The organism is Embleya sp. NPDC008237 (assembly GCF_042956465.1).
Classification (GTDB): Bacteria; Actinomycetota; Actinomycetes; order Streptomycetales; family Streptomycetaceae; genus Embleya.
On sequence record NZ_JBIBGL010000002.1, the window covers coordinates 188,720 to 213,758 of the forward strand.

The 25,039-nt window shown below is 66.9% G+C and carries 13 protein-coding genes and 1 pseudogene; 6 read left to right on the forward strand and 8 right to left on the reverse strand.

From position 1 onward, the window contains the following. Positions 1-23: 23 nt before the first annotated feature. Complete coding sequence (locus tag ACFZBU_RS04120) at positions 24-557, forward strand: tyrosine-type recombinase/integrase (RefSeq protein ID WP_391581919.1); 534 nt, start codon at positions 24-26, stop codon at positions 555-557. Between the two features lie 253 nt (positions 558-810). On the opposite strand, the gene ACFZBU_RS04125 is transcribed toward ACFZBU_RS04120, so the two are convergent. Further along, entirely contained in the window at positions 811-1,938 is a 1,128-nt protein-coding gene (locus tag ACFZBU_RS04125; RefSeq protein WP_391581921.1) for an ATP-binding protein, read from the reverse strand. 176 nt (positions 1,939-2,114) lie between these two features. On the opposite strand from ACFZBU_RS04125, the gene ACFZBU_RS04130 reads away from it, so the two are divergent. Beyond that, complete coding sequence (locus ACFZBU_RS04130; protein ID WP_391581922.1) at positions 2,115-4,199, forward strand: DUF262 domain-containing protein; 2,085 nt, start codon at positions 2,115-2,117, stop codon at positions 4,197-4,199. A 1,684-nt stretch (positions 4,200-5,883) separates the two neighbouring features. Here the strand turns inward: ACFZBU_RS04130 and ACFZBU_RS04135 are convergent. The 7 genes and pseudogenes from ACFZBU_RS04135 to ACFZBU_RS04165 all read right to left on the reverse strand — a co-directional run. After that, positions 5,884-6,596: pseudogene (locus ACFZBU_RS04135) on the reverse strand (IS5 family transposase); the annotation flags it as partial. A 383-nt stretch (positions 6,597-6,979) separates the two neighbouring features. Then, entirely contained in the window at positions 6,980-8,125 is a 1,146-nt protein-coding gene (locus ACFZBU_RS04140; RefSeq protein ID WP_391581923.1) for a hypothetical protein, read from the reverse strand. Between the two features lie 347 nt (positions 8,126-8,472). Continuing rightward, a complete protein-coding gene (locus tag ACFZBU_RS04145; RefSeq protein WP_391581924.1) occupies positions 8,473-8,772 on the reverse strand; it encodes a hypothetical protein in 300 nt (99 codons plus the stop codon). A 570-nt stretch (positions 8,773-9,342) separates the two neighbouring features. Then, positions 9,343-12,756 carry a HelD family protein gene (locus ACFZBU_RS04150; protein ID WP_391581925.1) on the reverse strand — a complete coding sequence of 1,138 codons (3,414 nt, stop codon included), beginning with the start codon at positions 12,754-12,756 and terminating at the stop codon, positions 9,343-9,345. 93 nt (positions 12,757-12,849) lie between these two features. Then, the gene (locus tag ACFZBU_RS04155; protein WP_391581926.1) at positions 12,850-13,221 is read right to left on the reverse strand and encodes a hypothetical protein; all 372 of its coding nucleotides are present in this window, start codon (positions 13,219-13,221) and stop codon (positions 12,850-12,852) included. Continuing rightward, complete coding sequence (locus ACFZBU_RS04160; protein ID WP_391581927.1) at positions 13,218-14,183, reverse strand: AAA family ATPase; 966 nt, start codon at positions 14,181-14,183, stop codon at positions 13,218-13,220. The genes ACFZBU_RS04155 and ACFZBU_RS04160 overlap by 4 nt, the downstream gene beginning before the upstream one ends. 102 nt (positions 14,184-14,285) lie before the next feature. Next, a complete protein-coding gene (locus ACFZBU_RS04165; protein WP_391581928.1) occupies positions 14,286-15,599 on the reverse strand; it encodes an AAA family ATPase in 1,314 nt (437 codons plus the stop codon). Positions 15,600-16,044: 445 nt separating this feature from the next. Between ACFZBU_RS04165 and ACFZBU_RS04170 the strand changes: the two genes are divergently transcribed. The 4 genes from ACFZBU_RS04170 (at position 16,045) to ACFZBU_RS04185 (ending at position 24,853) form a co-directional block, all read left to right on the forward strand. Further along, on the forward strand, positions 16,045-18,264 hold the full coding sequence (locus ACFZBU_RS04170) for an N-6 DNA methylase (protein WP_391581929.1): 2,220 nt from the start codon (positions 16,045-16,047) through the stop codon (positions 18,262-18,264). Between the two features lie 90 nt (positions 18,265-18,354). Further along, positions 18,355-20,364, forward strand: a complete 2,010-nt coding sequence (locus tag ACFZBU_RS04175) for an N-6 DNA methylase (protein WP_391581930.1) — start codon at positions 18,355-18,357, stop codon at positions 20,362-20,364. After that, positions 20,361-21,650 (forward strand): restriction endonuclease subunit S, encoded by a 1,290-nt coding sequence (locus ACFZBU_RS04180; RefSeq protein ID WP_391581931.1) that lies wholly within the window; start codon positions 20,361-20,363, stop codon positions 21,648-21,650. Before ACFZBU_RS04175 ends, ACFZBU_RS04180 begins: the two co-directional genes overlap by 4 nt. A gap of 2 nt (positions 21,651-21,652) precedes the next feature. Continuing rightward, entirely contained in the window at positions 21,653-24,853 is a 3,201-nt protein-coding gene (locus tag ACFZBU_RS04185; RefSeq protein ID WP_391581932.1) for a type I restriction endonuclease subunit R, read from the forward strand. Positions 24,854-25,039: the final 186 nt, after the last annotated feature.

Here is a 25,039-nt window from a genome sequence, read left to right on the forward strand (position 1 = left end):
CTGCCGATTCGTTCACCGGTCTCGTGTTCACGCGTGACGACGGTCGGCCGTTGCGGCCGCAGACCCTGCTGGACCGCTTCCGCCACTGGTTCGCCCAGGCGGGGGTTTTGCGGATCACGATGCACGACCTGCGGCACCTCGCGGCGACGCTGACGATCACCGCGGGCGTGCCGTTGACGGTGGTGTCCAAGACGTTGCGGCACTCGACGTTGTCGACCACGGCGAACATCTACGCCCACCCGACCCGTCAGGCCGCCCACGGCGCCGTCGACGCCATCGAGGAGGCCCTCGCCGGTGCCGAGGGAGTGGACGTGGCGAGGCACCCGCCGAATCGGTTGCGACCACATCGCGACCACCCGGCCCGGCTCCGAGATCTGTTCAAACCGCTCTACACGGCGGCGGTGGCGGGCCGATCGCTCGTGAGCCCCAAGGCCGAGCGCCGGTCGTGCGACCACACTGCGACCACCACGCCCCGAGAAGCGGAAAAGGCAGTCCTCCCATCTCTGAGAAGACGACCTCCGACCTGCGTAGACGCTGGTCGGGACGACAGGATTTGAACCTGCGACCCCTTGACGGGGTAAGGGGACCTTTCATGCTTGATACGACGTGCGTTTTCTTTTGCATCGTGCCGCTTCGCGCATGGCGTGTGGTCCACAACTGGTCCACGGAAGAGCCGAGTTTGCGGAGCTGGCGCAGCATGACGGCCTCGGGCACGAGGTGGTGCCACGCGGTGGACGTCAGACGTTGGGTCGGCACCTGTATTCGGTTGTCGAACCTGGCTACGGCGCGGATTCGCGATCGGCTTGGTGCTCAGCTGCGCCAGGCGGCGATCACGTCGTCGGGCCCCCAGTTCAGGCCGATCGGGTCGGTGGGCACGTCGAGAGCGAGGCCGGACAGCGAGACGACCGCCAAGGTGGTGACACCGAGTTCGAATCCGGGGACCTGTGGAGCCGCCCCGGCCAGATCTGCCATGTCATGCCGGTCGAATGGGTTGGCCAGCCACTTGACGGATCCGACCAGGCGCACGTGGCGCGCTACAGGCGCGCGGTCGACGGCCACCAGGTCCACTTCGGGGTCGAAGGTCCGGTTCCACCAACCGCTAACTGCCCCGATGTCGTCCCAGCCCAATGCGCCTTCCCCTGCGGCGAGTTCGAGTGCCTCGCGCACCAGTGGCTCGACGGCTCGTCCGCGCCACGTCGACCAGCGGCGTTCGACGAGGCGGAACGCGCTGGCGGGGCGGCCTCGTCGGACCTGTTCCTGTGCTCCGCGCAGGATCGCGAGGTACAGCCGTAGGTTGCTGTCGTCGACGCGGTACAGGGCGGGTTTGCCCGGTCGGGTCGACAGCGGCTGGTCCATCGCCAGGACCCGTTTCTCCTCGACCAATTTGCGTAGCAGTGGCGACAACGAGCCCGACGGGATAGCCCCGCTGCGGCCCCCGGCAGTCGAGGCGATGTTCGCGTGGGTGCGGTCGCCCCCACCGACCGCCTCGAGGACGCGCCGAGCTTGATCCGGCGCGGGGAACTCGGCCAGGAGGGAGGACTCGGGGATGCCGAAGACCGGCGAAGCTGGGTCGGCGCACTCGGCTTCCAGGAACGCCAACGCCGGGGTGGCGTGCGGCCATGCGCGAAGGACGCCGGGCAGGCCGCCGCACACCAGATGCGCGTCTATGGCGTCGGCCGCGTCCAGTCCCAGCGCGTCCGCGGTCTCGGCGGGGTTGAGCGGGCCGAGTACGAGGTTGTCGGCGCGCCCGTAGAAGGGTCGGTCGTACGCGGTGAGCCGCTCCATCATGTGCAGATCGCTGCCGAGCAGGAGAAGCAGTACCGGGCGGCGCGACAACAACCGATCCCAGGCGGTCTGCAATGCGCCGTCGAACACGGAATCCTGCTCCGCGAGCCACGGCACCTCGTCGATCACCACGACAGCGGGACGGTCCGGCAAGGCAGCGTAGGTACATGGCGTCGGGATGCCCGTGTGGAGTCCAGGGGTGCCCGTGCCGTTTCCGGGTCCCCGCGAAGTCGAGTAATCTCACATGATTCGTGACAGTCGGTCACCGGTTGCACAGCCCGAACGAGCGTGGACTGCGCCGGTCATCGACAATCGGGGGAGGCCTGAAGATGGCTCGAACGCTCTACAAGGACACGACGGGTGGGGTGGATCATCTCGTTGCCGAGATCCGCCGAGGTGACATCGCGCTACCGGAACTCCAACGCCCATTCGTATGGAAGGCGACCCAGGTCCGCGACCTGTTCGACTCGATGTACAAGGGATTCCCTGTCGGTTCCCTGCTGTTCTGGCTGACCGGCGCCGAACCCGGCGCACGGCAGATCGGAACCAACATCAAGGACCACGCGCCTCGTGCGCTGGTCGTCGACGGGCAGCAACGGCTCACCGCGCTGTACGCCGTGCTGACGGGCGAACCCGTCCTTCGCGGCGACTACAGCACCGGGCGCATCCGCATCGCCTTCCGGCCGGCCGATGCCACCTTCGCCGTCACCGATGCCGCGATCGAGAAGGACCCGGAATACCTGGCCGACGTCAGCACGCTGTGGCAACCCGGCAATCGCAAGCCCACGATCCGCCGCTTCATCGACGGGTTGACCGAGAAGAGGGAACTCGACCAGGACGAACGCGACCGTTTGGAAACCGCGCTCGAAGAGCTTCACGACCTGAACAAGTCCACCTTCAAGGTGGTCGAACTCGACGCCGACATCGACGAGGAGCAGGTCGCCGAGATCTTCGTCCGGATCAACAGCGAGGGCGTCAAGCTCAATCAGGCCGACTTCATCCTCACGCTGATGTCGGTCTACTGGCCCGCCGGACGCGTCGAGCTGGAGCGGTTCTGCCGCGATGCCCGTGAACCGGTGCTCACCGGTGCGTCGCCGTTCAACTGGTACATCAGGCCCGAGGCGGATCAGCTGCTGCGTGTCACCACGACGCTCGCGCTGCGTCGGGCAGTGCTCAAACAGGTGTATACGATCCTGCGAGGGCGCGACCCCGAGACGGGCAAGCCGTCCGCAGACCTCAGGAAGGTGCGGTTCGCCGGGCTCCAAGCAGCCCAAAAGCGCGTACTCGACCTGACCAACTGGCACGAATTCCTTCAGTGTCTGGAACGCGCCGGGTACCGCGGTAGCAAGATGATCTCGTCGGACAACGCCGTGCTCTTCAGTTACCTCATGTGGCTCATCGGGCGCGTCGACCATCAGGTTCCGCTGGATCGACTGCGAGAGAGCATCGCGCGGTGGTTCTTCATGGCCCAACTGACGAGCCGCTACTCGGGATCCTTCGAGACTCGGGTGGAACAGGATCTCAATCGGCTGCACGCCGTACCCAGCGGTGACGCCGCCGCATATCTGGCGGTTCTGGACCGAACCGTCGAGGCCACGTTCACCCCGGACTTCTGGAGCATCACACTGCCCAACAGTCTGGAGGCATCCGGCGCGAAGTCACCCGCGCAACTCGCCTACGTCGCAGCGCTCAACGTGCTGGACGCCGAGCCGTTGCTGTCCACGACGAGGGTGCGCAGCCGCATGGACCCGGCGGTGCTCACCAAGAAGGGCATCGAGCGCCATCACCTCTTTCCGAGGAACCACCTGAAGAAGACCGGCGTCAACGACACCCAGCGGATCAACCAGGTCGCCAACATGGCACTCGTCGAATGGCACGACAACATCGAGATCTCCGATCGTCCGCCGGCCGACTACTGGCCGAGCGAACTCGCCTCGACAGCGATGACGTCGGAGCGCTTGGCGCGCCACATGTACTGGCACGCCCTGCCACAAGGGTGGGAGTCGATGAGCTACGACGATTTCCTGCCGGCTCGTCGGACGCTGATCGCCGAGGTCGTACGCGACGCGTACGCGCGACTGCGCGAACCGAACTACGCCCCCACCTATCCGACGGTATCGGCGACGAACCCTCCACAGGAGAGGTGGATTCGCCTCGGCGACCTGATCGACGCGGGACTGCTCACACCACCGACGAGGCTCACGCCCGCACGTGACGGCCAGGGCGTCGAAGCGGTGGTTGACGCCCGCGGCCGGATCGCCCTCGACGGCGAGGAGTTCGACTCCCCGTCACCGGCCGCCTCGCGGAGCGCCGGCGTCAGCACGAACGGGTGGCTCTACTGGAACGCACACCTGGACGACGGACCGGTACTGCTCGACGAACTGCGCAGCGAGTACCGACGCAAGCGGTCCTGACGGGTCGAAGTCCGGCCGTCCCGATGTAAAAGTCGTCGCAATGGTGGTATCGCCCGAGAAGCTGGCCATGGCTGACACGATCAGCTGGCGAAACGTCACCGGGCCCGCGTCGGCACGTTTGGGTGGCGGGTCTCGATGAGACCGGGGACGTGCCGGTGGTTGTTGTGCTGGGGGAGCGTGGAAGCGGCAAGACCGTTGCCTTGGAGCAGGAACGAGACCGTCTGGATGCTGCCGGGGTGCCGAACGCCTACGTCCATTTGGGCAGGGACGCATTCGACTGAGGTGCCCTTGACCTTCCCGAGGACGGTTCGTGTCCGGATGCTGGAGCAGCACGCGATGTCGGTCGTTTTCGGAGCCACGCATGGTGAACGTGCCCACCGGAGTAGAAGCCTCGGAGCCGTGGATCATCGGCGCTCCGCGGTGCCGGCGCGCATCCGAGATGCCTGATGCTCGTGGAGGAGCCGAAGGCGTCGCGTGGACCCTGTGCGATGTCGTGGCGCACTTGACCGGCGGATGGCTTACCGCGAGACAGCTCTTTGAAGGCGAACAGTGATGAAGTATGACCGGAAGGTGTCGGTTCCGAGTCTCTTATGCGATCAAAGCGGGCATTCGTGTCGCCGTGAAATTCGGCCGGAGGTTCGCCGGGGTCGCAATTGGTCCACGGATGGTCCATGGCGACCCGGGATCAACCCGTGCGCTCGTGTGGTGGCCTGAACCAGCAAGAGGCGTTGACCTGGGCTTTTGCCCCTGTCAACGCCTCTTGAACACCGTCGGGACGACAGGATTTGAACCTGCGACCCCTTGACCCCCAGTTGGGCGAGAGGAGCGTTTTCGCAGGTCAGGGGCATGGTGCCACTCGACGTGACGTTGGTTCGGTAGTATTTCGTGCTGTTTCGTGCATGGCGTGTGGTCCACAACTGGTCCACGCGCCACGGGGCCTTCGGTGCCTCTCTTGGCATACTCGGGGCTGGACCCTCGCATGCGGTATGCGGATGTCCGGCCGTACACGGTGCCGGACGTCTTCGCGGAGTTGGCCGGTCTGGCCGAGGGCGTCGTCGTGTTGCCCACATTCCTGGACTGGACTCCCAAGCGGTCCTACGACCTGGCGGACGACGCCGATGTGTGGCTGCTGTACGAGACGGTGCTTCGTGAGGCGATGCACATCGAGGAACTCGGTCGCCACGTGAACCGCGAAATGCTGTCTCACGTGTGGCCTCGGCTGTGGTTGCCGCTGTGCCTGAGGGTGATGTGGGAAGGTTCCCCGACCTGGGACATGGATCCCCTGCACGCCAGGCTCGCCCGCGTCAGTCTCGTTGCTGCGGCCTCCCACGGTTTCGTCCTGGCGGGCGGCTACGCGGTCCAGGCCCACGGTTTTCTCCAACGCATCTCGGACGACGTCGCCCCGTTTACCGACGTCGCCGACCCTGTGGCGTTCGCCGAGGCAGTGGATCGTGTGGCCGAGGCCTATCGGGCCGACGGCTTCACGATCGACGTCGAACTCCTCCTGGGTGGTACCGAGCTCCGCGTATCACCGGACGAGGATCTGCGGAGGCTGCCAGACCTGAGGCCGACCGCGTCGGCGAGGATGTCCATCGCCCATGGCGGACATCCATCCGTGGGCGCTTTCAGCGGTCCCAACAAAAGGCGCTCAACGAACCGATGGGTGATGAGGCAGGCGGCGGGCCATGAAGGCTTCGTGGATGTCGTCACGTCGTTTCCACCGGATACGGAGACAGCGGAAGCCATGGAGCCACGAAAGGGTGCGTTCCACGACCCAACGGACTTGTCCCAGACCGGATCCGTGGGGATGCCCGCGTCGGGCGATCATCGGTTTGACACCGCGCGCCCACATGAGGCGACGGTATTTGTCTTGGTCGTAGCCGCAGTCACCGAAGAGGATGTCGCGCCGATGTCGTGGACGTCCCACCCGTCCGCAGACGGGGGGACCTTGGCGAACAGGGGCGGAAGTTCGGTGACGTCGTTGCGGTTCCCGCTGGTCAGGGACAGTGCGAGCGGGATCCCTCGCTTTTCGACCAGGACATGGCGCTTGCTGCCCGATCGTGCTCGGGCCGCTTTCGGGCCCCGCCGAGCGGCCCGGACGTGACTGGAGTCGATCACCGCCCGCGACCAGTCGAGCTGTTTCGCGGCCTCGCGAGAAGGATTGCGTGGAGCCGATCCCACACCCCGGCCTCGTTTCACGCCGCGAGACGCCGCCAACACGTCATTCCTGACCCGAGGCCCAACTCCTGCGGCAGGAACTCCCACTGGATCCCGGTGCGCAGGACGAAAGGGATCCCGCACAGTGCCCGCCGATCCGGCACCTGAGGACGCCCGGGTGTCAGCTTTGAGGCGGGCCAGCAACGGCTCGATCAGGGACCACAGTTCGTCCGAAACGATCCACGGACGCGACTCACCTCGGCGCACAACCGAATCAACGACCCAAGGAGCCGGCAGTCACGTCAAACCCGCCATTTGTTAGGACCTCTCAGAGCGCGGCAGTTTGGGCGGGATGCCGCTCAAGTCTGGGCGGTGGAAACCTAGTGCCGCGCCCGGCAACGTTCACCCCGTCGCGGCGCCCGGCACGGCACCTCGCCGCCCCGCCGAAACGTCCGAGTACTCCAGTACGAGAACGTTCCGGCGGCACGCCGATGCACCGCACCGAACACCGCGACGGGGCAAACGTTGCCGGGCGCGGCACTAGCCGTGGACGAAAGCACCGCGACGGCGCTTGGCGCGGATCCCCGTCGAGAACGAGGCGTGTACGAGTGCGGGGAGTCCCTTCATCGCTGCGTAGGCCATCCGATGTTCAATCCCAAGAATTGCTTGATGACGGAATTCAAGGCCTCGGTTTCATCCGGATCCATGAACGTCTGTGCGGGCAAATGGTCGAGCTCAAGGGGCCCGACTCCGCTCACGATATCGTCATATGCCGAAGCAATAGCGGCTCCGATGAAAAGGTCTGTGGCTTCATCCATCGTGAGCTTGCTTTTCGGCCACGCCAGCACCCCACTGTCAACGACGCGAAGGGGGGCGAAAAACCACCAAGGATGGTCGTCGGCTTCGGAATCCAATAGGCGAACGCCGTCAGGGTCGACCATCAGAGAGCCGAAGTGGCTGATGGACCTGACATCTCTGACGCGCTCACGGTTGAGTAGCGAGGAGAAGAGAAGTGTCATTCTCGCGATTCTTTCTGCAAAGTGCCGCCCGGGGCTCGCCGTATCGCGCAGAGTGGAGTCTGCAGAGAGATTGGAGTCGATTGAACCTACGCGTATGTCAGTGTGACGGGTGATCGCGCTGAAGAAGTCGGTGACCTGTTGCGGCGTCGGACGGACCGATTCTTGCTCGGAGTGCTCATATGTCCGGCGCTCCCGAAGAGTTATAGCTGCGAACATGAAGCGGTATGGGGGGTAGAGTTCGCGCCAGTCGATGGTATCGAGGTCGGAATGCAGGCCAGGAAGGGGTGGATTTAGGGCGAAGTCGATGAGGGCCAGTACGTCGGAGTGTGAAAGTCTCCTGCCCGCTAGTTTCTCGGCAAGACGATATGGCGCGCCATATTCGCCCCGCAGGTTGATTTCCCACATTCTGGAGAGGCTGCGATCCATCATCCGCGGATATGGCCCACGGAAGTGGTAATGTTCATCGAGTAGCCCTGCGCACTCAAATAGCAGCAGGGTTGTGATGGGCTCATCTCCCCCCAGTAGCGGCCCGAAGCCGTGCATGCGTGTGAAGTCATCGGGTTTTCGCGTCAGCATCCCTTGGCCTTGCCACTGGCCCCAGACCGTGTCCAGCGCCAAAGAAATCGAAGCCTGCTCCCGGGCGGTATCCATGTCGCGCCAGTAGAGAGGCTCCGTGCCCAGGATGAGTGCATAGGTACGGTGCAGAACGAGCCACAGTCGAGCGTGTTCGGCCACTGCGGGTCCGAACATGCGGGATTCCCGTGAGTTCCTGCTAAAAAGCCGCTGCCCGCGAGATCGAAAGTTTTCCAGCGCGGATAAATCTCTCGTGTCCATGCTCCTGAGGGCATAGTCGGCCAGGGAGTCCCTCGTGCTTCTCAACAAGTTCAGCAGGATTCCGATCGTGGAACCCTGAAAGCGCACCCAGTGGCTTGTCTCATGCGTGTGACGCAAGTTCCACGACATGACGGATGCCAGGAGATCGTGAGGGTTGTCTCGTGGGCGTTCCAGGAAGAGAAGCTGGCTCCGCAGGTGTAACTGGGCACCCATGGTGCTGTGTAGAACAGGCCTTGGATTGGCTACTGAAGGACTGCGATGATTCAACGCTCCTGCTCCTGCTCTTCGTCATTTGGATTGGTGGGCTCGATCGGTTGGATGGGCCCGCGGTCGCGAGCGCGATTTACAAGGGTTCGAACCAGGTCGTAAATTCCATTTGTTGCCACCCCGGCAGCGATGCTGATTGCGATCTCAACAATTTGCCCATGGTGGAGTGAAGCGGCGTCATCGGTTTTTTCGATCAGGGTGACGGTGCAGTGGTCCGCGAGCCGAGGGTCTTCGCGGATTTCCTCTTCCAGGAGTCGAAGATTTGCGGTTTCACCCAGGTATGCCAGCGTATTCATGATCGGATCATATGCGTCGAGGTAGGATGGCGTCGGTGTTTTCGCTCATCCCGACCGGTTGCATCGAGGGGGATCGACATCCGCAACGCGGCCCCGACGCGGTGCGACATCGCGTCGGCGGGTCTGCGCCGGTATGTGGGTGCTCGTGACTGAGCGGGCAGCTGATCACCACCTCCCGCACAACGGGGGAAGTGCAGAGCGCCTTACACGTTGGCACGAGGTACGGCGAGGTGCCCAAGGCCCGGGTAGGTGTGGCTGTGTGTGGCATCCGGTTCAATCGGGGCCAGGGGCATCAGTCGTGAGTATTGACCTTGAGAGGCGATCCCTACGGTTCCTGTCGGGCCGCCGCGTTGCTTTGCGACGTGGAGGTCCGCTTCGCTGGCGCGCGGCGAGAGTATGTCGTGGGCGTCGTCGTGGTGAAGGAGGATGACGTTGGCCTCGTCCAGGGGGGAGGGTCCGAGGTCGGACAGACGGGGCGTCAGAACTGTTCGCCTTCACTCCCAAACCACGCGGCATCACCGGCGCCTGCTTCGCCTGCTTCCGCGGGCGAAAGAGGGAACTGATCGACGACTATTGGTGATTACTCACCCCGGAGGAGCCAAAGGCGGTGTCCGCGTTCTCGCCGCCCCAGCCGGTCGGGCTGCGCCAGATGACGTTGACGCGGAAGACGTCACGCACCGTTTCCACGGACCAGTCCTCGACGGGTGGTTCGGGGAGGACGAGGTAGAGACCATCCGCCGGCGTGGGCAGCGTGTGGTTGATCTCGAGCAGGCGGGTCGCGCCCGATCGCAGGTCTGCGTAGGTGGAGCCGCCTGCGCCCAGGGCCTCGTAGAGGAAGAGACCGTGCCGGGTGGCGCAGCTGACGTCGACGACCGGGGAGTCGGCCGGCTGGAGGTCCGCCCAGAGAAGTGTCGCCTTCAGGGCATGGCGGACCGCCTCGTGCTTCCTGCAGGTACGGTCGGCCCGGGCAGCCGCTTCGAGCGCGCGGAGGAAACCATCCTTTGTGGTCGCGGCCGGTGTTGAGGCGGTGGCGTCCGCGGTGGTCATGTGTGCGTCTTCCTTCTGCTCGGGTTGTGTCGGGGCGACGGGGAGCGCGTCGTCGGAGTTCGGCGTCGTCGCCGTGTCGAAGCGCTCCCGAAGCTCTCGCCGTGCTTCGGCGAGGGGCCCGGCCCAGCCGGAAGCGTCCAGCCCTTCCGCGAGCCGACCCGCGTCGAAGGTGCCCTCCTTGAGCGCACGGTTGGTCGTGGCGGCGAGGTCGCGAAGAACTTCGAGTCGTTCTCTGCCCGGATCACCGAACAGGTGCAGCACGTCGACCCAGTCGGCCTGGTCCCGGCGAAGGATGCGGTTGGCCATGCCCTGGAGCTCGGAGAGGCGGTTGCGGGCCTCGGGAACGTCGCCGTCGCTGCCGGTCAGCTCTCCCAGCACGTTCAGCGCCGCGATGTAGCGCCCCGCCATTCGTTCCGAGACGGGCGACCGGCCACGCTGTTCGGCGGTGAGCACCGTCTGGCTCGTGTCGTTCGCGAACACCCAGCAGTCCAGCTCGTCACCCCGGCGTGGGGGAACCGAGCCCTGCCGTACGGTGAGCACGAGCGGCCGACCGATCACCGGGGACAGCGGCCTGACCTTGTACCGCCCGCCGGAGATGGGGCCCACGACCTGGACCCGGACATCGCTGCCGATCCGGGGAAGACTTTCCGCCGCGCCCGCCGGTCGGGTGTCTGATGTCGAGGGTTCGATGCCATCCGCATCCGCAGAGGCGGTGAGCGCCGTTGGCAGTGGGGCGGTGTGCAGGACTGTGAGGCTCTGGGTGCTGCGGGTGAGGGCTACGTACAACTGGCGCAGGCCTGCGGGGCCGCGCCCGGCGATGGTGGCGGGCTCGACGACCAGGACGTGGTCGTACTCCATTCCCTTGGCCTGGGCGGCGGCCAGTACGGACACGGCCTCGCGATGCTGCTCGCCGACGGCGTCGCCCTCGTCGATCCCGCGGCTGATCGCCTCCAGCCAGTCCGAGTCGTCGGGAACGATGACGGCCACGGAGCGGGGGGTGCTGCCATCGCTGGTGTCGACGAGCCGGGCCACGTGGGCGACGGTGTCGTCGAGCAGTTTCCAGGGTTCGGTCGCCACGGTGCGTACGGCGTCCGCTCCCGCCTCCCGGACGGCCTGGGGGTAGGGCAGGGTCGGAGCGATCGCGTGTGCGAGCGGGGCGACGAACTCCATGATTTCGGCGGGGACACGGTAGCTTGTGGTGAGTTGGGCCACGCTCCAGTCGCCGTGGTCGGAGAGGAGCGCGCCGAGCAGATCCCAGCTCGTCGGGATGTGGGCACCGGTCGCCTGCGCGAGGTCGCCCAGAACGGTCATGGAGCCGCCCACGGCACAGCGCCGCCGCAGGGAGCGGGCCTGCATGGGGGTGAGGTCCTGGGCCTCGTCGACGACGATGTGGCCGTATCGCGGTGGGGTGTCGCCGCTGATCAGCACGCGGAGCTCTTCGAGGCAGACATGGTCGTCGAGGGTCCACGGTTCGGCGCCGGCGCCGGCGGCACGGGCTCGCAGCAGGACCGCCCGCTCGTGCTCGTCGAGGATGCCGTCGGCGCAGTCCCGCAGGAGGTCGGACGAGTCGTAGAGGCTGCGTAGGGCCTCTCGGGGGCCGGGAGACGGCCAGACGCGTTCGACGAGGCGCTCGACCCGACGGTTGCGCTCCAAGTCGCGGCGAATCGTGCCGGCCTGCCCACGGCGCGGCGCGATGTCGGCGAGCTCCTGCAGGAGCCGGTCGACGAAGAGGCCCCGGAAACGATCGCGCCGATTCCGGAACGGCCCGTCACCGGCGTGGGCCCGGTCGAGGAGGGCGAGGACTTCGGACTTCGGCACGCGAAGGGTCGTGCTGCCGGCGGTGACGACGATCGCGGGCTCGTCACCCTCGAAGGAGGGATCGACGGTGAGGCCGTCGAGAGCCTCGGGGCGGTAGTCGCTTTCGACGCGACGCCGCAGCACGGCTGCCATGCGGTCGTCCGACTTCACGACGCGCGCCTTCGGCGGGTCGGCGCCGAGGATCTCGCCCTCCCACAACCGGTCCAGCTGGACTGCGTTGACGTCCCGGGTGCCGAGGGTGGGGAGGACCTGGCCGACGTAGTCGAGGAACCGCTGGTGGGGGCCGATGACGAGGATGTCCCGGGCCTTGAAGTGCTCGTTGTTGACGAGCCAGGTCACCCGGTGGAGACCGACCGCCGACTTGCCGGTACCGGGACCGCCCTGCACGACGAGGATGTCCGACGGCGAACCCGTGACCAGCTCCATCTGGTCGCGGCGAATGGTCTCGACGATGTCCCGCATCCGGGCGCCGCGCGACCTCTGGAGTTCGCGCAGGAGGAAGTCGTCCGGCTGGAGCCCCTTCCGCCGCCGCTGTGGCACGACGTCCCCCGGAGTGGGGGCCGGAGTACGTACCGGAGTGGGGGCCGCATCCGCCGTATCGTCGTCGGCGGCCCGGCGGGGCTCCGGTACGGCGACGGGCTCGGGTGTCGGTACGGCCGAGGGAACGGGAACGGGTGTCGGCAGGACGATCTCGTCGAAGTAGCCCTCGACGACCCGCTGCACACAGCGGAGCTGCCGGCGCAGGACCACCTCGTCCGGCTTCTCGGGCCGGGTCTCGATCCACTTCTTCGCCAGGGGGCTGGTCCACAGCAGGACCACCGGCTCGTGCGAGGCGTCGTGCACGCCGCGCCGCCCGATGTACCACGGCCGGGGCTCTCCCCCCGGGTCCTCCGGCGCATCGACGCGGGCGAAGACCAGGGCTTCGGCACCGAGCCCTCCGTACGCCTCGGCCCGCGCCGTGGTTTCGGCCCGGTTGGCGATCCCGTCCTTGCCGCTCGCCGAGGCGGTGGCGGCCGAAGTGCCGCTCAGTTCGGCCAGTTTCGTGGTGTAGCAGTCGTACGCGTGGTCCACCGCCCGCTGCTCGCCGGCGAGGATCTCGTCCCGAGTGGTGGTGCTCATGTGCGTCCTCCCTGCGGTGCCGGGGGACACCGCCACGGGCATGTGCCCGTACCCCGCTGAAACAACTATCAGAAACCGAACGGCGACGAACAGTCAGTGGATCAGTTCTCGGATGAGGTCGTCGGCCTCGGTTCGCCAACCCCGTACTTGGTCGTACGTGGGCCCGAGCTCGTACAGGTGGTAGTGGCACCCCAGGCTCAGCCGGGACCAGAGGGACTTCGCCCGTCGGGCCGTCTCCGTCGACGCGACGGAGTGCAGGAGGAGCAACTTGGCCCGCCCCGTGGTGCGAGACAGGCCGGGCGTCGCGGCTTCCAGCGCTCGGTCGACGCAGAGCTCCAGCCCGGTCCGCAGTGCGAGGCAGGCGCCACGGTACCGGCCGGCGGTCGTGGCGTCGGCGAATTCGCCGTCGAGGAGGCGGTCGGCCGTGAACAGCAGACCTTCCACGGAAGCGGAGGGAGGAGTCATGCGGTCACCTCCGGCTTGCAGATCTTCTGCGCCAGATTCTCGACGTCCGTGACGAAGCGGTGGGGGTCGGGGATCGAGGTGCCGTCGGGATGGGCTCCCTTTTGGCACCGCTGGATCAGGGAGCACGCCAAGCTTCCGTAGCGGCGGCGCACCTCCTCCTTGACGTCGTTACCGCGCCTCACGTCGCCGAAGAGGGCGAAGGCCGCGACCTCCTGAAACCTTTCCGCGCTGTCGATCGCGGCCTGGAGGTCGTGTTCCGATCCGCCGGTGCGATGGTGGCGGATCCACGCGGCCTCCAGGAAGGCGTTCTCCAGGGCGATGCGGCACAGGCCGGGCAGGACATGGCTGTACGTCTCCGAGGGAAGGCCCGGGGTGGCGGCGATGGCCCGGGCGTCGCCGATGGCCTGCGCGATCGGGTCTTCGACGCAGGCGACCTTCACGCGGGACCTCCCGCCACGCGTCACCTGGAAGACCGTGACCGGCATCTCCTGATCGGTGAACGCCTTCTGCAGGCGGGGGTCGTGAGTGAAGACGACGATCTGCCGGTGCCTGCCGATCTCGTGCAGCACTTGGGCGAGTCCGTGCACCTTGGTCGGGTCCATGGACTGCACCGGATCGTCGATGACGAGGAAGCCGAACGGGCTGTCGGTGGATGCGGCCCGAGGCAGGAGCAGGGACAGCGCGAGGGAGTGTTGCTCGCCCTGGCTCATGACGCTCAGGGCCGAGGCATCCCGACCGTCGACGGTAACTTCCATGACGAGCTTGCGGACAGTGGCCTTTTCGCTGCCCTTCAGATTCACGGCCTTGAGATCGATGTTGCTCTCCTGGCGGAGCCACTCCCAGATCCGCTGCGACTGGTTGGCGAAGCCTTCCATACGCTGTTCCCTCAACTCCGCGGCCAGCGCCCTGATCCAGGTGCTCGCCCTCTGGATGTCCCGTAGCCGAGACCTGTCCGCCGCCACGGCACGAGCCCTCCGCGCCCAGTCCGCCAGGCGAGTGACGAGCCCGCGCCAGCGACCGTCGCGCCTTTCCAGCTCCGCGATGGCGTTCTCCTTGAGCGCAGCTCAGGCATCGGCCAGGCTCGCGGCGGCCCCGTGAGCGCGGCGGGCGAGTTCGCCGGGATCGGTGATCGTCCGGCAAGCGGTCCAGGCGCACCACGGGTCGGTGAGGGCGGTGGGAATCCACCGAGGCGTATGAACGAGGTCCTGCACGGCCCGTGCGGCCGACCGAAGTTCGCTGCGCGCGGCCGCGGCTGCCTCTGCCTCTCGTCGCAGTGTGGCGATCCGGGTGATGGCGTCCGCGGCCCATGTCTCGTCCAGCATTCCGTCGGTTCCACATACGGGGCAGGAGGCCACGTCGGGGTGGCGGTCGTTGTGCGCCACACCCCGTTCGAGAATTTCCGCGTGCCACAGAGCGTCCTCGACCCCTGTGACGCGCAGATCCTCGACATCGGCGAGGGCATTGCGCAGGCGGTCCACGGCCGTGCGGACCTGCGTCATCTCGGGTCCCTGAACGTCGGCCTCGGCGAGCAGCGCGGCGAGCAGGCCATCGTCCGTGTCGGTGGGCAGATCGGCGACCAGGGCTTCGACGGTCGCGAAGTCGGGTGTTCCCGCCGTATCGACGGCGACGAGTGCCTGGACCGCGCGGTCGTCGTCCTCCAACTCGTACAGCTCCTCCTTGAGGCCGGACAGCTCCGCCTTCACCGCTTTCTCCATCTCCTCGAGCGCTCTGGCCTCTTGGCGAAGCCGGCCGGCGGCTGCGCCGAGCTGCCCCAAGCCGAGGACGGTGGCAATGGAGTCGTACATCTCGGAGGGCTTGCCACCGATCATGCGGTCGAGATCCACGTATGAAAGGAAGGGCCGGAAGTCCCCCAGGGCCTGCTTCCAATTCACCTGTTCGAGGGGTACGCGGCCGTGGCCGGGCCGCCTGAGCTCGGCCCGGGATTCGCCGAAGCCGTCGCCCTCCCAGGTGCGGGTGAGCGTGCTGCGGCCGGTGTCGCCCTCGATGGCGAGCCTGACCTCGATCTCCGGCCTGCCGTCGGCGTCGTGGAGGTTGCGCCAGTTGCTGCCGCGCACCGTGAGCTGCCCCTGCCACCGCATGTTCACGCCGGTAAAGGCCGTCTCGATGCCCTCGGCGATGCTGGACTTGCCGGAGCCGTTGCGCCCCACGACCAGGTTCACACCGGGGCGGGGGCTGAGCTTGAGGAAGGCGCGCGGCCCGATGCCGCGGAACCGGGCGATGGCGACGGACTCGAGGTATATCCGGCCGCCCGGGGAGGTTTCACGGGTCTCGCTCTCGTCCAGTGCCTGCTTCACAAGCGCCTTCACGGGCTCGGTGAGTGCTGCCTCGCCCAGACGGGTTCGCACCAGATCGGCCACTGGCAGGGGTGGGTCGGCGAGGTTCGGCCGAGCGGGATCGGGGGGTTCGTCCGCGTTCCGCTGGGACTGTTCCGTGATGGTCATGGGTTGTCTCCCGGGGCCGGGCGCTGGTTCGGAGGATGGGGCGGACACCGGCACGCGGTTGGTGGATGGCGCCCTCGGCGTTCGGGTCGGGGTGGCGGTGGGGGCGCACCCCGACAGAAGCGTGTGCGCGGTGGGTGGCGACTTCGGTGCGGAACAGATCCGGCGTGGGCGCGGGCCTCGCTTCATGCTTGCACCCGGAATCATGGATAGGTAAGCATAGAGCTGAAAGCTCCGTCAAACGGCTTGATGAACTTGACGGCCGTTGTAGTGTGTTAGCCATTCCTTGGCGATCGGCCTGAGAGGAGCGGAAACCCACGCCATGCCCCAGCAGCCATCAGCCCGAACGGCACCCTCAGCGCATGTGACGGCCGCCGAGATCTCCCGTATCGCAGGGGTCACGCGCGCCACCGTCAGCAACTGGCGCCGCCGCCACGACGACTTCCCGGCTCCCAGCGCAGGCACGGAAACCAGCCCGCTCTACGACCTGCCGGCCGTCCAGACATGGCTGCGGGGACGCGGGCACACCTCCACCGCCTCGCCGACCGAGCAACTGCGTACGGCGCTCCGACTGCTGGGACCCGGCTCGGGAGTGGCCGCGCGACTGTTCCCGCTGGTGGTAGCCGCGTCCCGCCGCACACCGGAGGAACTGGCCGAACTCGCCGCCGTGCCCGGCGACCAGTTGATCGCCCGAGCGGAGAAGTTCGTGGGCGAGCTTCCGGCCACCGTGCCCGAGACCGAGCCGGTCCGCTATGGTCCGGACGACGTGGGCGCGGTCCGCGCGCTGCTGGATTGCGTCCGTGAGGCGGGGGCACAGGCCGCCGTCGACGTCCTCGCCGAGCGCGAGCTGGACGAGGGCGCCGCCGGCGGCGTTTACCAGACCCCGGAGGGTTTGGCCCTGCTCATGGCACGGCTCCTGCCCGCCGGCGCGTCCCGCGTCCTGGACCCCGCCTGCGGCAGCGGCACGCTCCTGGCTGCCGCCGCACGGCGGGGCGCGAGGGAGCTGTTCGCGCAGGACTCGCTCCCCGTCCAGGGCCGGCGCACCGCAGTCCGGCTGCTGCTCGCCGCACCCGACGCCGAGACGGTGATTCGCGTCGGCGACAGCCTGCGCGACGACGCCTTTTCCGACGTCACCGTGGACGCCGTCCTGTGCAACCCGCCGTTCGCCGACCGGGACTGGGGGCACGACGAGCTGGCCTACGACCCAAGGTGGGCGTACGGGGTCCCGCCGCGCTTCGAGTCCGAACTGGCATGGGTACAACACGCCCTCGCGCACCTGGGGCCCGGCGGCTACACGGTCATGCTGCTGCCACCCGGGGTTGCCTTCCGCTCCTCCGGCCGCCGCGTCCGCGCGGAACTCATCCGCGGCGGGGCCCTACGCGCCGTCGTCTCGCTTCCGGCGGGTGCCGCGTATCCGCTCCACATCGGTCTGCAGATCTGGGTGTTCCAACGCCCCGAGCCGGGTGGTACGGACCGCACGACGGTGCTGTTCGTCGACGGAGAGGGCGAGCAGCGGGACGGCGCCCCGGACACGGCGTCCGCCACCGACACGGCCACGGTCGACGCCGGCACCCGTGGCGGCTCACGCTCCCGCCGGTCCGGCTCGCCCTCTTCCACTTCCGCCGCCTCTTTCGACTGGGTGGGGCTGACCGACCGGGTCCTCGGCCAATGGGCCGCGTTCACCACCGCGCCCGACACCTACGCCGACGAGCCCGGAGTCGCCCGCGCGGTGCCGCTCGTCGACCTCCTCGACGAAGTCGTCGACGTCACCCCGGCCCGCCATGTCCGGGCGACCGCAGGCGACATCGACCCGGCCGCCCTGGCCCGCCGCGTTGACGACCTGCACGACCAACTGGCCGAGGAGGTCACCGCGCTGGCGGCCTCCGCTGCCTCCGGCGGGTGGCGGCCGTCCGGGGCCTCGGCCCGCGAATGGCGTACGGCGACCGTCTCCGACCTGGCACGCGGCGGAGCCCTGACCGTGCTGCGGGCGGTGCCGTCCGGCACACGAGGTTCCAAGGGCTCCGGCACCCCCACCGCGGAGCGGCCGGTCCTCGCCGCCCGCGACATCGCGGCCGGAAGTCCGCCGTCCGGCACGGCTGCTGACATCCACACGGACGCCGCGCAAACCGTCGCCGCCGGGGACGTCCTCGTACGCGCCGTCGCGGGCGGCGACACGGCCACGATGACCCGGGTGGCGGACGACCGGGACGCCGGAGCCCTGCTCGGTCAGCACATCCACCTCCTGCGCCCCGACCCCGCCCGCCTCGACCCGTGGTTCCTGGCCGGGTTCCTCGGCGCCGAGGACAACATCGCCGCCGCGTCGACCGGCAGCAGCCTCGTGCACGTCACACCGGGCCGCCTGCGCGTACCGCTGTTGCCCTTGGAGGAACAGCGGCGCTATGGGGAGGCCTTCCGCCGCGTGCACGAACTGCGCGCGGCCGTCCGCCGAACCGCCGACCTCGCCGCCGACACCGCGGCCACCCTCACTACCGGCCTGACCGCCGGCGTGCTGCTGCCGGCGGATTCCCCAGGCACCTCGGACTCCCCGAAGACCCCCGACGCGCCGGACAGTGGTTCCGCCTGAAACGCCCCACGCGCCCCATCGCACACGACCACACTGGATCCCTGCCGTCCCCCGCCCGGACGGCGCTCTTCGGAAGGAAGCCGGGACCTCTTGAACAGCAGCAAGCACACGGAGCTGGCGAACCACGCCTGGTCCGTCGCCGATCTTCTGCGCGGCGATTACAAGCAGTCCGACTACGGCAAGGTCATCCTGCCGTTCACCGTGCTGCGCCGCCTGGAATGCGTTCTGGAGCCGACGCGCGAGAAGGTCGTCGAGACCGTCGCAAGGTTCGCGGACCAGGACATCGACACCGGCCACTTCCTGCGCAGGGCCTCGGGCCACTCCTTCTACAACAAGAGCGACCTCACGCTGCGCAAGATCGCAGCCGACCCGCAGAACGCCGCGAAGAATCTGCAGATCTACGTCGGGGCCTTCTCCGACAACGCCCGTGAGGTCCTCGACAAGTACGAGTTCGGCCGGCAGGTCAAAAAGCTCGACGGCGCGAACCTGCTTTACCAGGTCATCGGCAGGTTCACCGACCTCGATCTGCACCCCGATGTCGTTTCCAACCACAACATGGGCTACATCTTCGAGGAGTTGATCCGTCGCTTCGCCGAGCAGTCGAACGAGACGGCGGGTGAGCACTTCACCCCGCGCGAGGTCATCAAGCTGATGGTCAACCTGCTGGTGGCGCCCGACGCGGACGCCCTCAGCCTGCCGGGTGTCGTCCGCACGGTCATGGACCCGGCCTGCGGCACGGGCGGCATGCTCAGCGCCGCCGACGACCGCATCAAGGCCCTCAACCCGGACGCGACGGTCGAGGTGTACGGGCAGGAGCTCAACCCCGAGTCCTGGGCGATCTGCCGGTCCGACCTCATGATCAAGGGCCAGGACCCGGAGAACATCCGCTTCGGCAACTCCTTCTCCGACGACGGCCACGCCCGCCGCAAGTTCGACTACATCCTGGCCAACCCGCCGTTCGGCGTGGAGTGGAAGAAGGTCAGGGAGGAGGTCGAGTACGAGCACAGCTCATTGGGCGACGCCGGTCGGTTCGGCGCGGGCCTGCCGCGCATCAACGATGGCTCGCTGCTCTTTCTCCAGCACATGATCTCGAAGATGAAGCCGGTGGACGTGAACGGTGGCGGCGGCTCCCGCATCGCCATCGTCTTCAACGGCTCCCCGCTCTTCACCGGTGCGGCTGATTCCGGCGAGTCCAAGATTCGCCGCTGGATCCTGGAGAACGACTGGCTGGAGGCCATCGTCGCCCTTCCGGATCAGCTCTTCTACAACACCGGCATCTCGACGTATTTCTGGATCCTCACCAACCGCAAGGACGCCGACCACAAGGGCAAGGTCGTCCTGCTCGACGCGCGTGACCAGTGGGTGAAGATGCGCAAGTCGCTCGGTGACAAGCGCAAGGAGCTGGGCGACGGGACGAACGGCCGCCCCGACCACATCGGCGACATCACCCGGCTGTACGCGGAGGCCCTCCAGGTCGCCAAGGACCCCGAGCACCCGCTGTACGGCAAGGTTAAGGTCTTCGCCAACGAGGACTTCGGCTACCAGCGCATCACCGTCGAGCGGCCGCTGAAGCTCCGCTTCGAGGTCACGGAGGAGACCCTGTCCGCGCTCGCGGAGGCCAAGCCGGTGGCCAAGCTGGAGCGGAGCGAGGAGTTCGTGGCGGCGGTGCGTACCCTGCTCGGCTCGTCCTGGGCGACGAAGTCCGAGGCGTTCATGGCCCTCAAGGACGCGGTGGTCGTGGCTGGCCTGATGTGGCCGTCGGGAGCGCCGTTCGTGAAGGCGGTACGGGGGACGATCGGTGTCCGGGACCCGGAGGGCGACGTCCAGAAGGTCAAAGGCGAGCCGGAGCCGGATGCGGAGCTGCGGGACTACGAGAACGTGCCGCTCGGCGAGGATGTCGAGGACTACCTCAAGCGCGAGGTGCTGCCGCACGTTCCGGATGCCTGGATCGACCACACGAAGACCAAGATCGGCTACGAGATCCCCTTCACGCGGCACTTCTACGTGTACAAGCCACCGAGGCCGCTGGCAGAGATCGACGCGGAGCTGAAGTCGCTGGAGGCAGAGATTCAGGTGCTGTTGGGGGAGGTTACGGCATGACGGACACGAATATTGCTCCGTGGCTCGCGCAGTCCCGTTGGCCGACAGTACCAATCCGCCTTGTCGCTCGTCTCGGATCTGGTCACACGCCGAGCCGAAGTGTTCCTGAATACTGGGAAAACTGTACGGTTCCTTGGATCACCTTGGCTGACGTTTGGCAACTCAGGAGAGGGAACATCAGCTTTATCTCCGAAACCAAGGAAAAGATCAGCCCAATTGGCCTCGCCCACTCTGCTGCTGTTAAGCATCCGGCAGGAACTGTCATCCTTTCTCGTACGGCCTCAGTCGGATTTTCAGCCATCATGGGTACCGACATGGCGACAAGTCAGGACTTTGCAACCTGGACTTGCGGACCACGCTTGGAGCCGCGATTCTTGCTGCACGCGCTCAGAGGCATGGCTCCAGACTTGACGCGCGTCGCCACGGGATCAACGCATAAAACCATTTACATGCCGGATATTGAGCAGCTCAGGGTTCCCCTTCCCTCGCTGGAGGAGCAGCGCCGCATCGCCGACTTCCTCGACGCCGAGACCGACCGTATTGATCAGCTTGTGCGCCTCCGAAGTAAGCAGTCATCATTGATTAGCGAGGGTCTCGCGGCTGAAGCAGTCGGCTTGACCGGCCGTCCCCAAATTAGGGGGGGCGGCTGCGCGACTGAAAGCTTGATTCAGCTGAGACGCGCCATCATTTCTACTCAGACTGGAAGCACGCCCGAAAATCTGTATGATCTGCCGGATGGGGGCGTATCGGAAGGTGACGTTCCTTGGTACACGCCTGCCGCTATTGATTCCTGGATGTCCATCGCAACTGCCGAGAAGGCTACTCGTCGAAATGGCGCCCCCATTTTCCCCTTCGGCAGCGTGGTCATCACTGGCATCGGTGAATCCCTAGGCAAGGTTGCTTACCTGGGCCATGTCGCAACCGGAAATCAGCAGCTCACAGCCATCACCCCTGCGGTCGGGGTGAATGGAAAGTTTATGGCTTGGCAACTTTGGGCTGCTGAGCAGGAAATTCGGGAATGGGCACAGTATTCGCGTATTCGCATCATCAACAATGACTCACTAAAATCCTTCCCGATCTACCTTCCATCGCGTGCTGAACAAGACACAGTGGTGCGCAAGCTCGATTCCCACATGGTAAGGGCTCGACAGGTTACAGACGCGTTCCTAAGATTTCGGAGGCTAGCGGATGAGCGCCGCCAAGCCCTTATCACCGCCGCCGTAACCGGTCAGTTCGACGTCTCCACCGCGAGCGGGCGCAACGTAACGGACGGAGTCACTGCCTAGTCATGAGCCCCATCCATACGGAGTCCGCCTTCGGTGAAGCCATCGTCGGCGCCATGGTCGCACGCGGCTGGCGCGAAGCGCGCCCGCGGGACTACCGGGCCGATCTCGGCCTGGACACGAACGAGTTGTTCACCTTCATCGGGGCGACCCAGCCCGACGAGTGGAGTGAGCTGCTCGCCGTCTACGGCGGTGACCCGAACGAGGCTCAGCGCGGGTTCGCCGCCCGCCTTGACCAGGCCATCGCCACCAACGGGCTCCTCGACGTCCTCCGCAACGGCGTCAAGGACCGAGGGGTCCTCCTCCGTGTCGCCTACTTCAAGCCCAACCTCGTCGCCCACGACTCCGTGCTCGACGGCTACCGGGCCAATTGCCTCACCGTCGTCCGCGAACTCGAGTACGCGACCAAGCAGGCCGACTGGGGCAACCGGCTCGACCTCACCCTGTTCCTCAACGGAATCCCCGTCGCCACGGCCGAGTTGAAGAACCCGCTGACCAAGCAGGGGGTGGAGCAGGCCAAGGAGCAGTACCGCATTGACCGCGACCCCACCGAGCTGATCTTCACGCGCCGCGTCGTCGCGAACTTCGCCGTCGACCCGGACCTGGTCTTCGTCACCACCCGGCTCAAGGGCAAGAACACCCGCTTCCTGCCGTTCAACACCGGATCCAACGGCCCCGGCCGGCCCGGCGGGGCCGGTAACCCGGCCCCCACCGCCTACGGAACGTACGCGACCTCGTACCTCTGGGAGCAGGTGTGGCAGCCGGACAACTGGCTGGACCTGCTTCAGCGGTTCGTGCACCTGCACAAGAGCAAGACGCCCGGCGGCGGCACCACGAAGACGATGGTCTTCCCCCGATTCCAGCAGTGGGACGCGGTCAAGAGGCTCACCGCGCACGCCGCAACACACGGTGCGGGCCACGACTACCTGGTCATGGCCTCGGCCGGTTCGGGCAAGTCGAACACCATCGGCTGGCTCGCGCACCGCCTCAGCGACCTGCACACCCCCACCGACCCCCGCGAGCTCGACCCCGAGGCCATCGCCAAGGGCCTCAAGCCGGGAGTGCCGGTCTTCGACAAGGTCATCGTCATCACCGACCGCCGCAACCTGGACGCGCAACTCCGGGAAACAGTCGGCAATTTCGAGCAGACGGCAGGCCTCGTCGTGAAGATCGACGAGAAGCACGGGGCGAAGGGCGAACAGCTCGCCAAGGCCCTCTCCCGCGACACCGGGAAGATCGTCACCGTCACCCTGCACTCCTTCCCGGCGCTGCTGGACTACCTCCAGCGCAACCCGATGGAGATCCAGGGCAGCCGCTTCGCGATCATCGTGGACGAGGCGCACTCATCGCAGTCCGGCGACGCCGCCACCGCCGTACGGTCGGCCCTGCGCGACCTCGGCCTGGACTCCGACTCGGACGACGCGGGCGCGACCACGGTCGAGGCCCCGGCCGCCGCAACCCTCGACGAGCAACTCAAGAAGAGGGCCGCGGAGCGTTCCCGCGCCGCGAACCTCTCCTACTTCGCGTTCACCGCCACGCCGAAGGCCAAGACCCTCGAACTCTTCGGCACGCTCCAGGACATTGAGGGCAAAGCCGTCTACCGGCCCTTCCACACCTATTCCATGCGGCAGGCGATCGAGGAGGGCTTCATCCTCGACCCGCTGCGGAACTACGTCACGTACAACACGTACTGGAAGCTGGTGAACAAGAACCCCGACGAGCGGGAGGTCGACCCGTCGAAGGCGAACAGCCTGCTCGCCCGGTACGTGCTGACCCACGACTCGACGGTCGCCCAGCACGCCCAGGTGATCGTGGAGCACTTCGTGACGCACAGCCGGGGCCGTCTCGGCGGGCGGGCCAAATCCATGGTGGTAACCGCCTCGCGCCAGTCCGCCGTGCAGATGGCGCGTGCGATCAAGAGCTACATCAAGGACCGGGACTACGACACCAAGTACCCCGACCTCGGCGTCCTCGTCGCGTTCTCCGGCTCGCTCACCGTCGACGGCGAGGAGACCACCGAGCCGAAGGAGAACGGCGGGCTGTCGGAGAGCGCGCTCCCGAAAGCGTTCGCGTACACGCGTGCCGACGACAAGGCCGCCCGGGCCGGCGGTGCGGGCCGGCGCGAGTACCGCATCCTGGTCGTGGCGGAGAAGTACCAGACCGGCTTCGACCAGCCGCTGCTGACGACGATGTACGTCAACAAGTCACTGACCGGCATCTCCGCCGTCCAGACCCTGTCCCGGCTGAACCGGACCGCCGAGCGCAAGACCCAGGCGGACCTGGCAGTCCTGGACTTCGTCAACGACGCCAACGACATCCAGGACGCCTTTCGCCCCTACTTCGAGGAGGCGAACACCCTCCCCTCCGACCCCAACCTGCTCTACACCGCGCAGAGTCGGGTCATGCGGGCGGAGATCCTGTCCGGGCAGGAGATGGACGAGTTCGCCGCCGCGTACTTCGCCGCCAAGGAGAAGGCCGCGGGCTCGCAGTCCAGGTGGGAGAAGCTGCACGCCGAGCTGTACCGGCTGCTTGCCCCCGCCGTCGCCCGCTTCACCGTTCGACTCGAAAGCGGGGACACGGACGAGCAGGAGACTGCGGAGGGCTTCCGTGCCGACCTCAACGACTACGTCAGGAAGTACGGCTTCCTCGCGCAGATCGTCCCTTACCGGGACGCCGAGTTGGAGCGGCTGCATCTCTATGGCCGCTACCTCCTCAACCGGCTGCCGCGCCGGGCGGACGGCGGCGTGGACGTAGGCGAGGTCGATCTCAGCCACATGCGGGTGGAGAAGACCGGCGAGTACGACGTGTCCCTCACCGCTGAGGGGCCGACGACGATGCAGGGCTTCGGCGACGGCTCGGGCGGTGCCAAGGAAGCGGAGAAGTCGCTGCTCTCGCAGTTGATCGACAAGTTCAACGAGCGCTTCGGCACCGAGTTCACCGAGCAGGACGTGATTCGGCCGTTCGAGGAAGCCAAGGCCGACCCGAAGGTGCGGGCGGCGGCCGTCGTGAATGACGAGGACAATTTCGGCCTCGTTTTCGACAACGTCTTCGCGGACAAGATGGCCGACCATATCGACACCATTGCGGGGATGGGACGTCAGTACTTCGGCCCCGACAAGGGCTTCAAGTCCAGTCTGGACCGCAGCGCCCGCAAGGCCGCCTGGCGGATGATCCGCCGCGAGGAGGGCCTGGACGACGACGTCTGATGGGTACGCCCCGGCCGGAAGTGCCGGCCGGGGCGACCTGCCAGAGCGGCGCAACGCTCCTCGACGATATGGCAAGGGCCCCGGCCGCGGCTGTGTCTCGCTCGGCTCGCCGCGAGGTCGAACTCGTGAAAGTCGGGGCTCTGGAATCGGTTGTTCATGCCACTGGATTTCGGCCTACCAGACTGT

Bases quoted from the DNA above. Each gene is read 5' to 3' on its own strand.
- ACFZBU_RS04150 (WP_391581925.1), bottom strand. From the start codon at position 12,756: ATGAGCACCACCACTCGGGACGAGATCCTCGCCGGCGAGCAGCGGGCG.
- ACFZBU_RS04155 (WP_391581926.1), bottom strand. From the start codon at position 13,221: ATGACTCCTCCCTCCGCTTCCGTGGAAGGTCTGCTGTTCACGGCCGAC.
- ACFZBU_RS04180 (WP_391581931.1), top strand. From the start codon at position 20,361: ATGACGGACACGAATATTGCTCCGTGGCTCGCGCAGTCCCGTTGGCCG.
- ACFZBU_RS04145 (WP_391581924.1), bottom strand. From the start codon at position 8,772: ATGAATACGCTGGCATACCTGGGTGAAACCGCAAATCTTCGACTCCTG.
- ACFZBU_RS04185 (WP_391581932.1), top strand. From the start codon at position 21,653: ATGAGCCCCATCCATACGGAGTCCGCCTTCGGTGAAGCCATCGTCGGC.
- ACFZBU_RS04140 (WP_391581923.1), bottom strand. From the start codon at position 8,125: ATGTTCGGACCCGCAGTGGCCGAACACGCTCGACTGTGGCTCGTTCTG.
- ACFZBU_RS04130 (WP_391581922.1), top strand. From the start codon at position 2,115: ATGGCTCGAACGCTCTACAAGGACACGACGGGTGGGGTGGATCATCTC.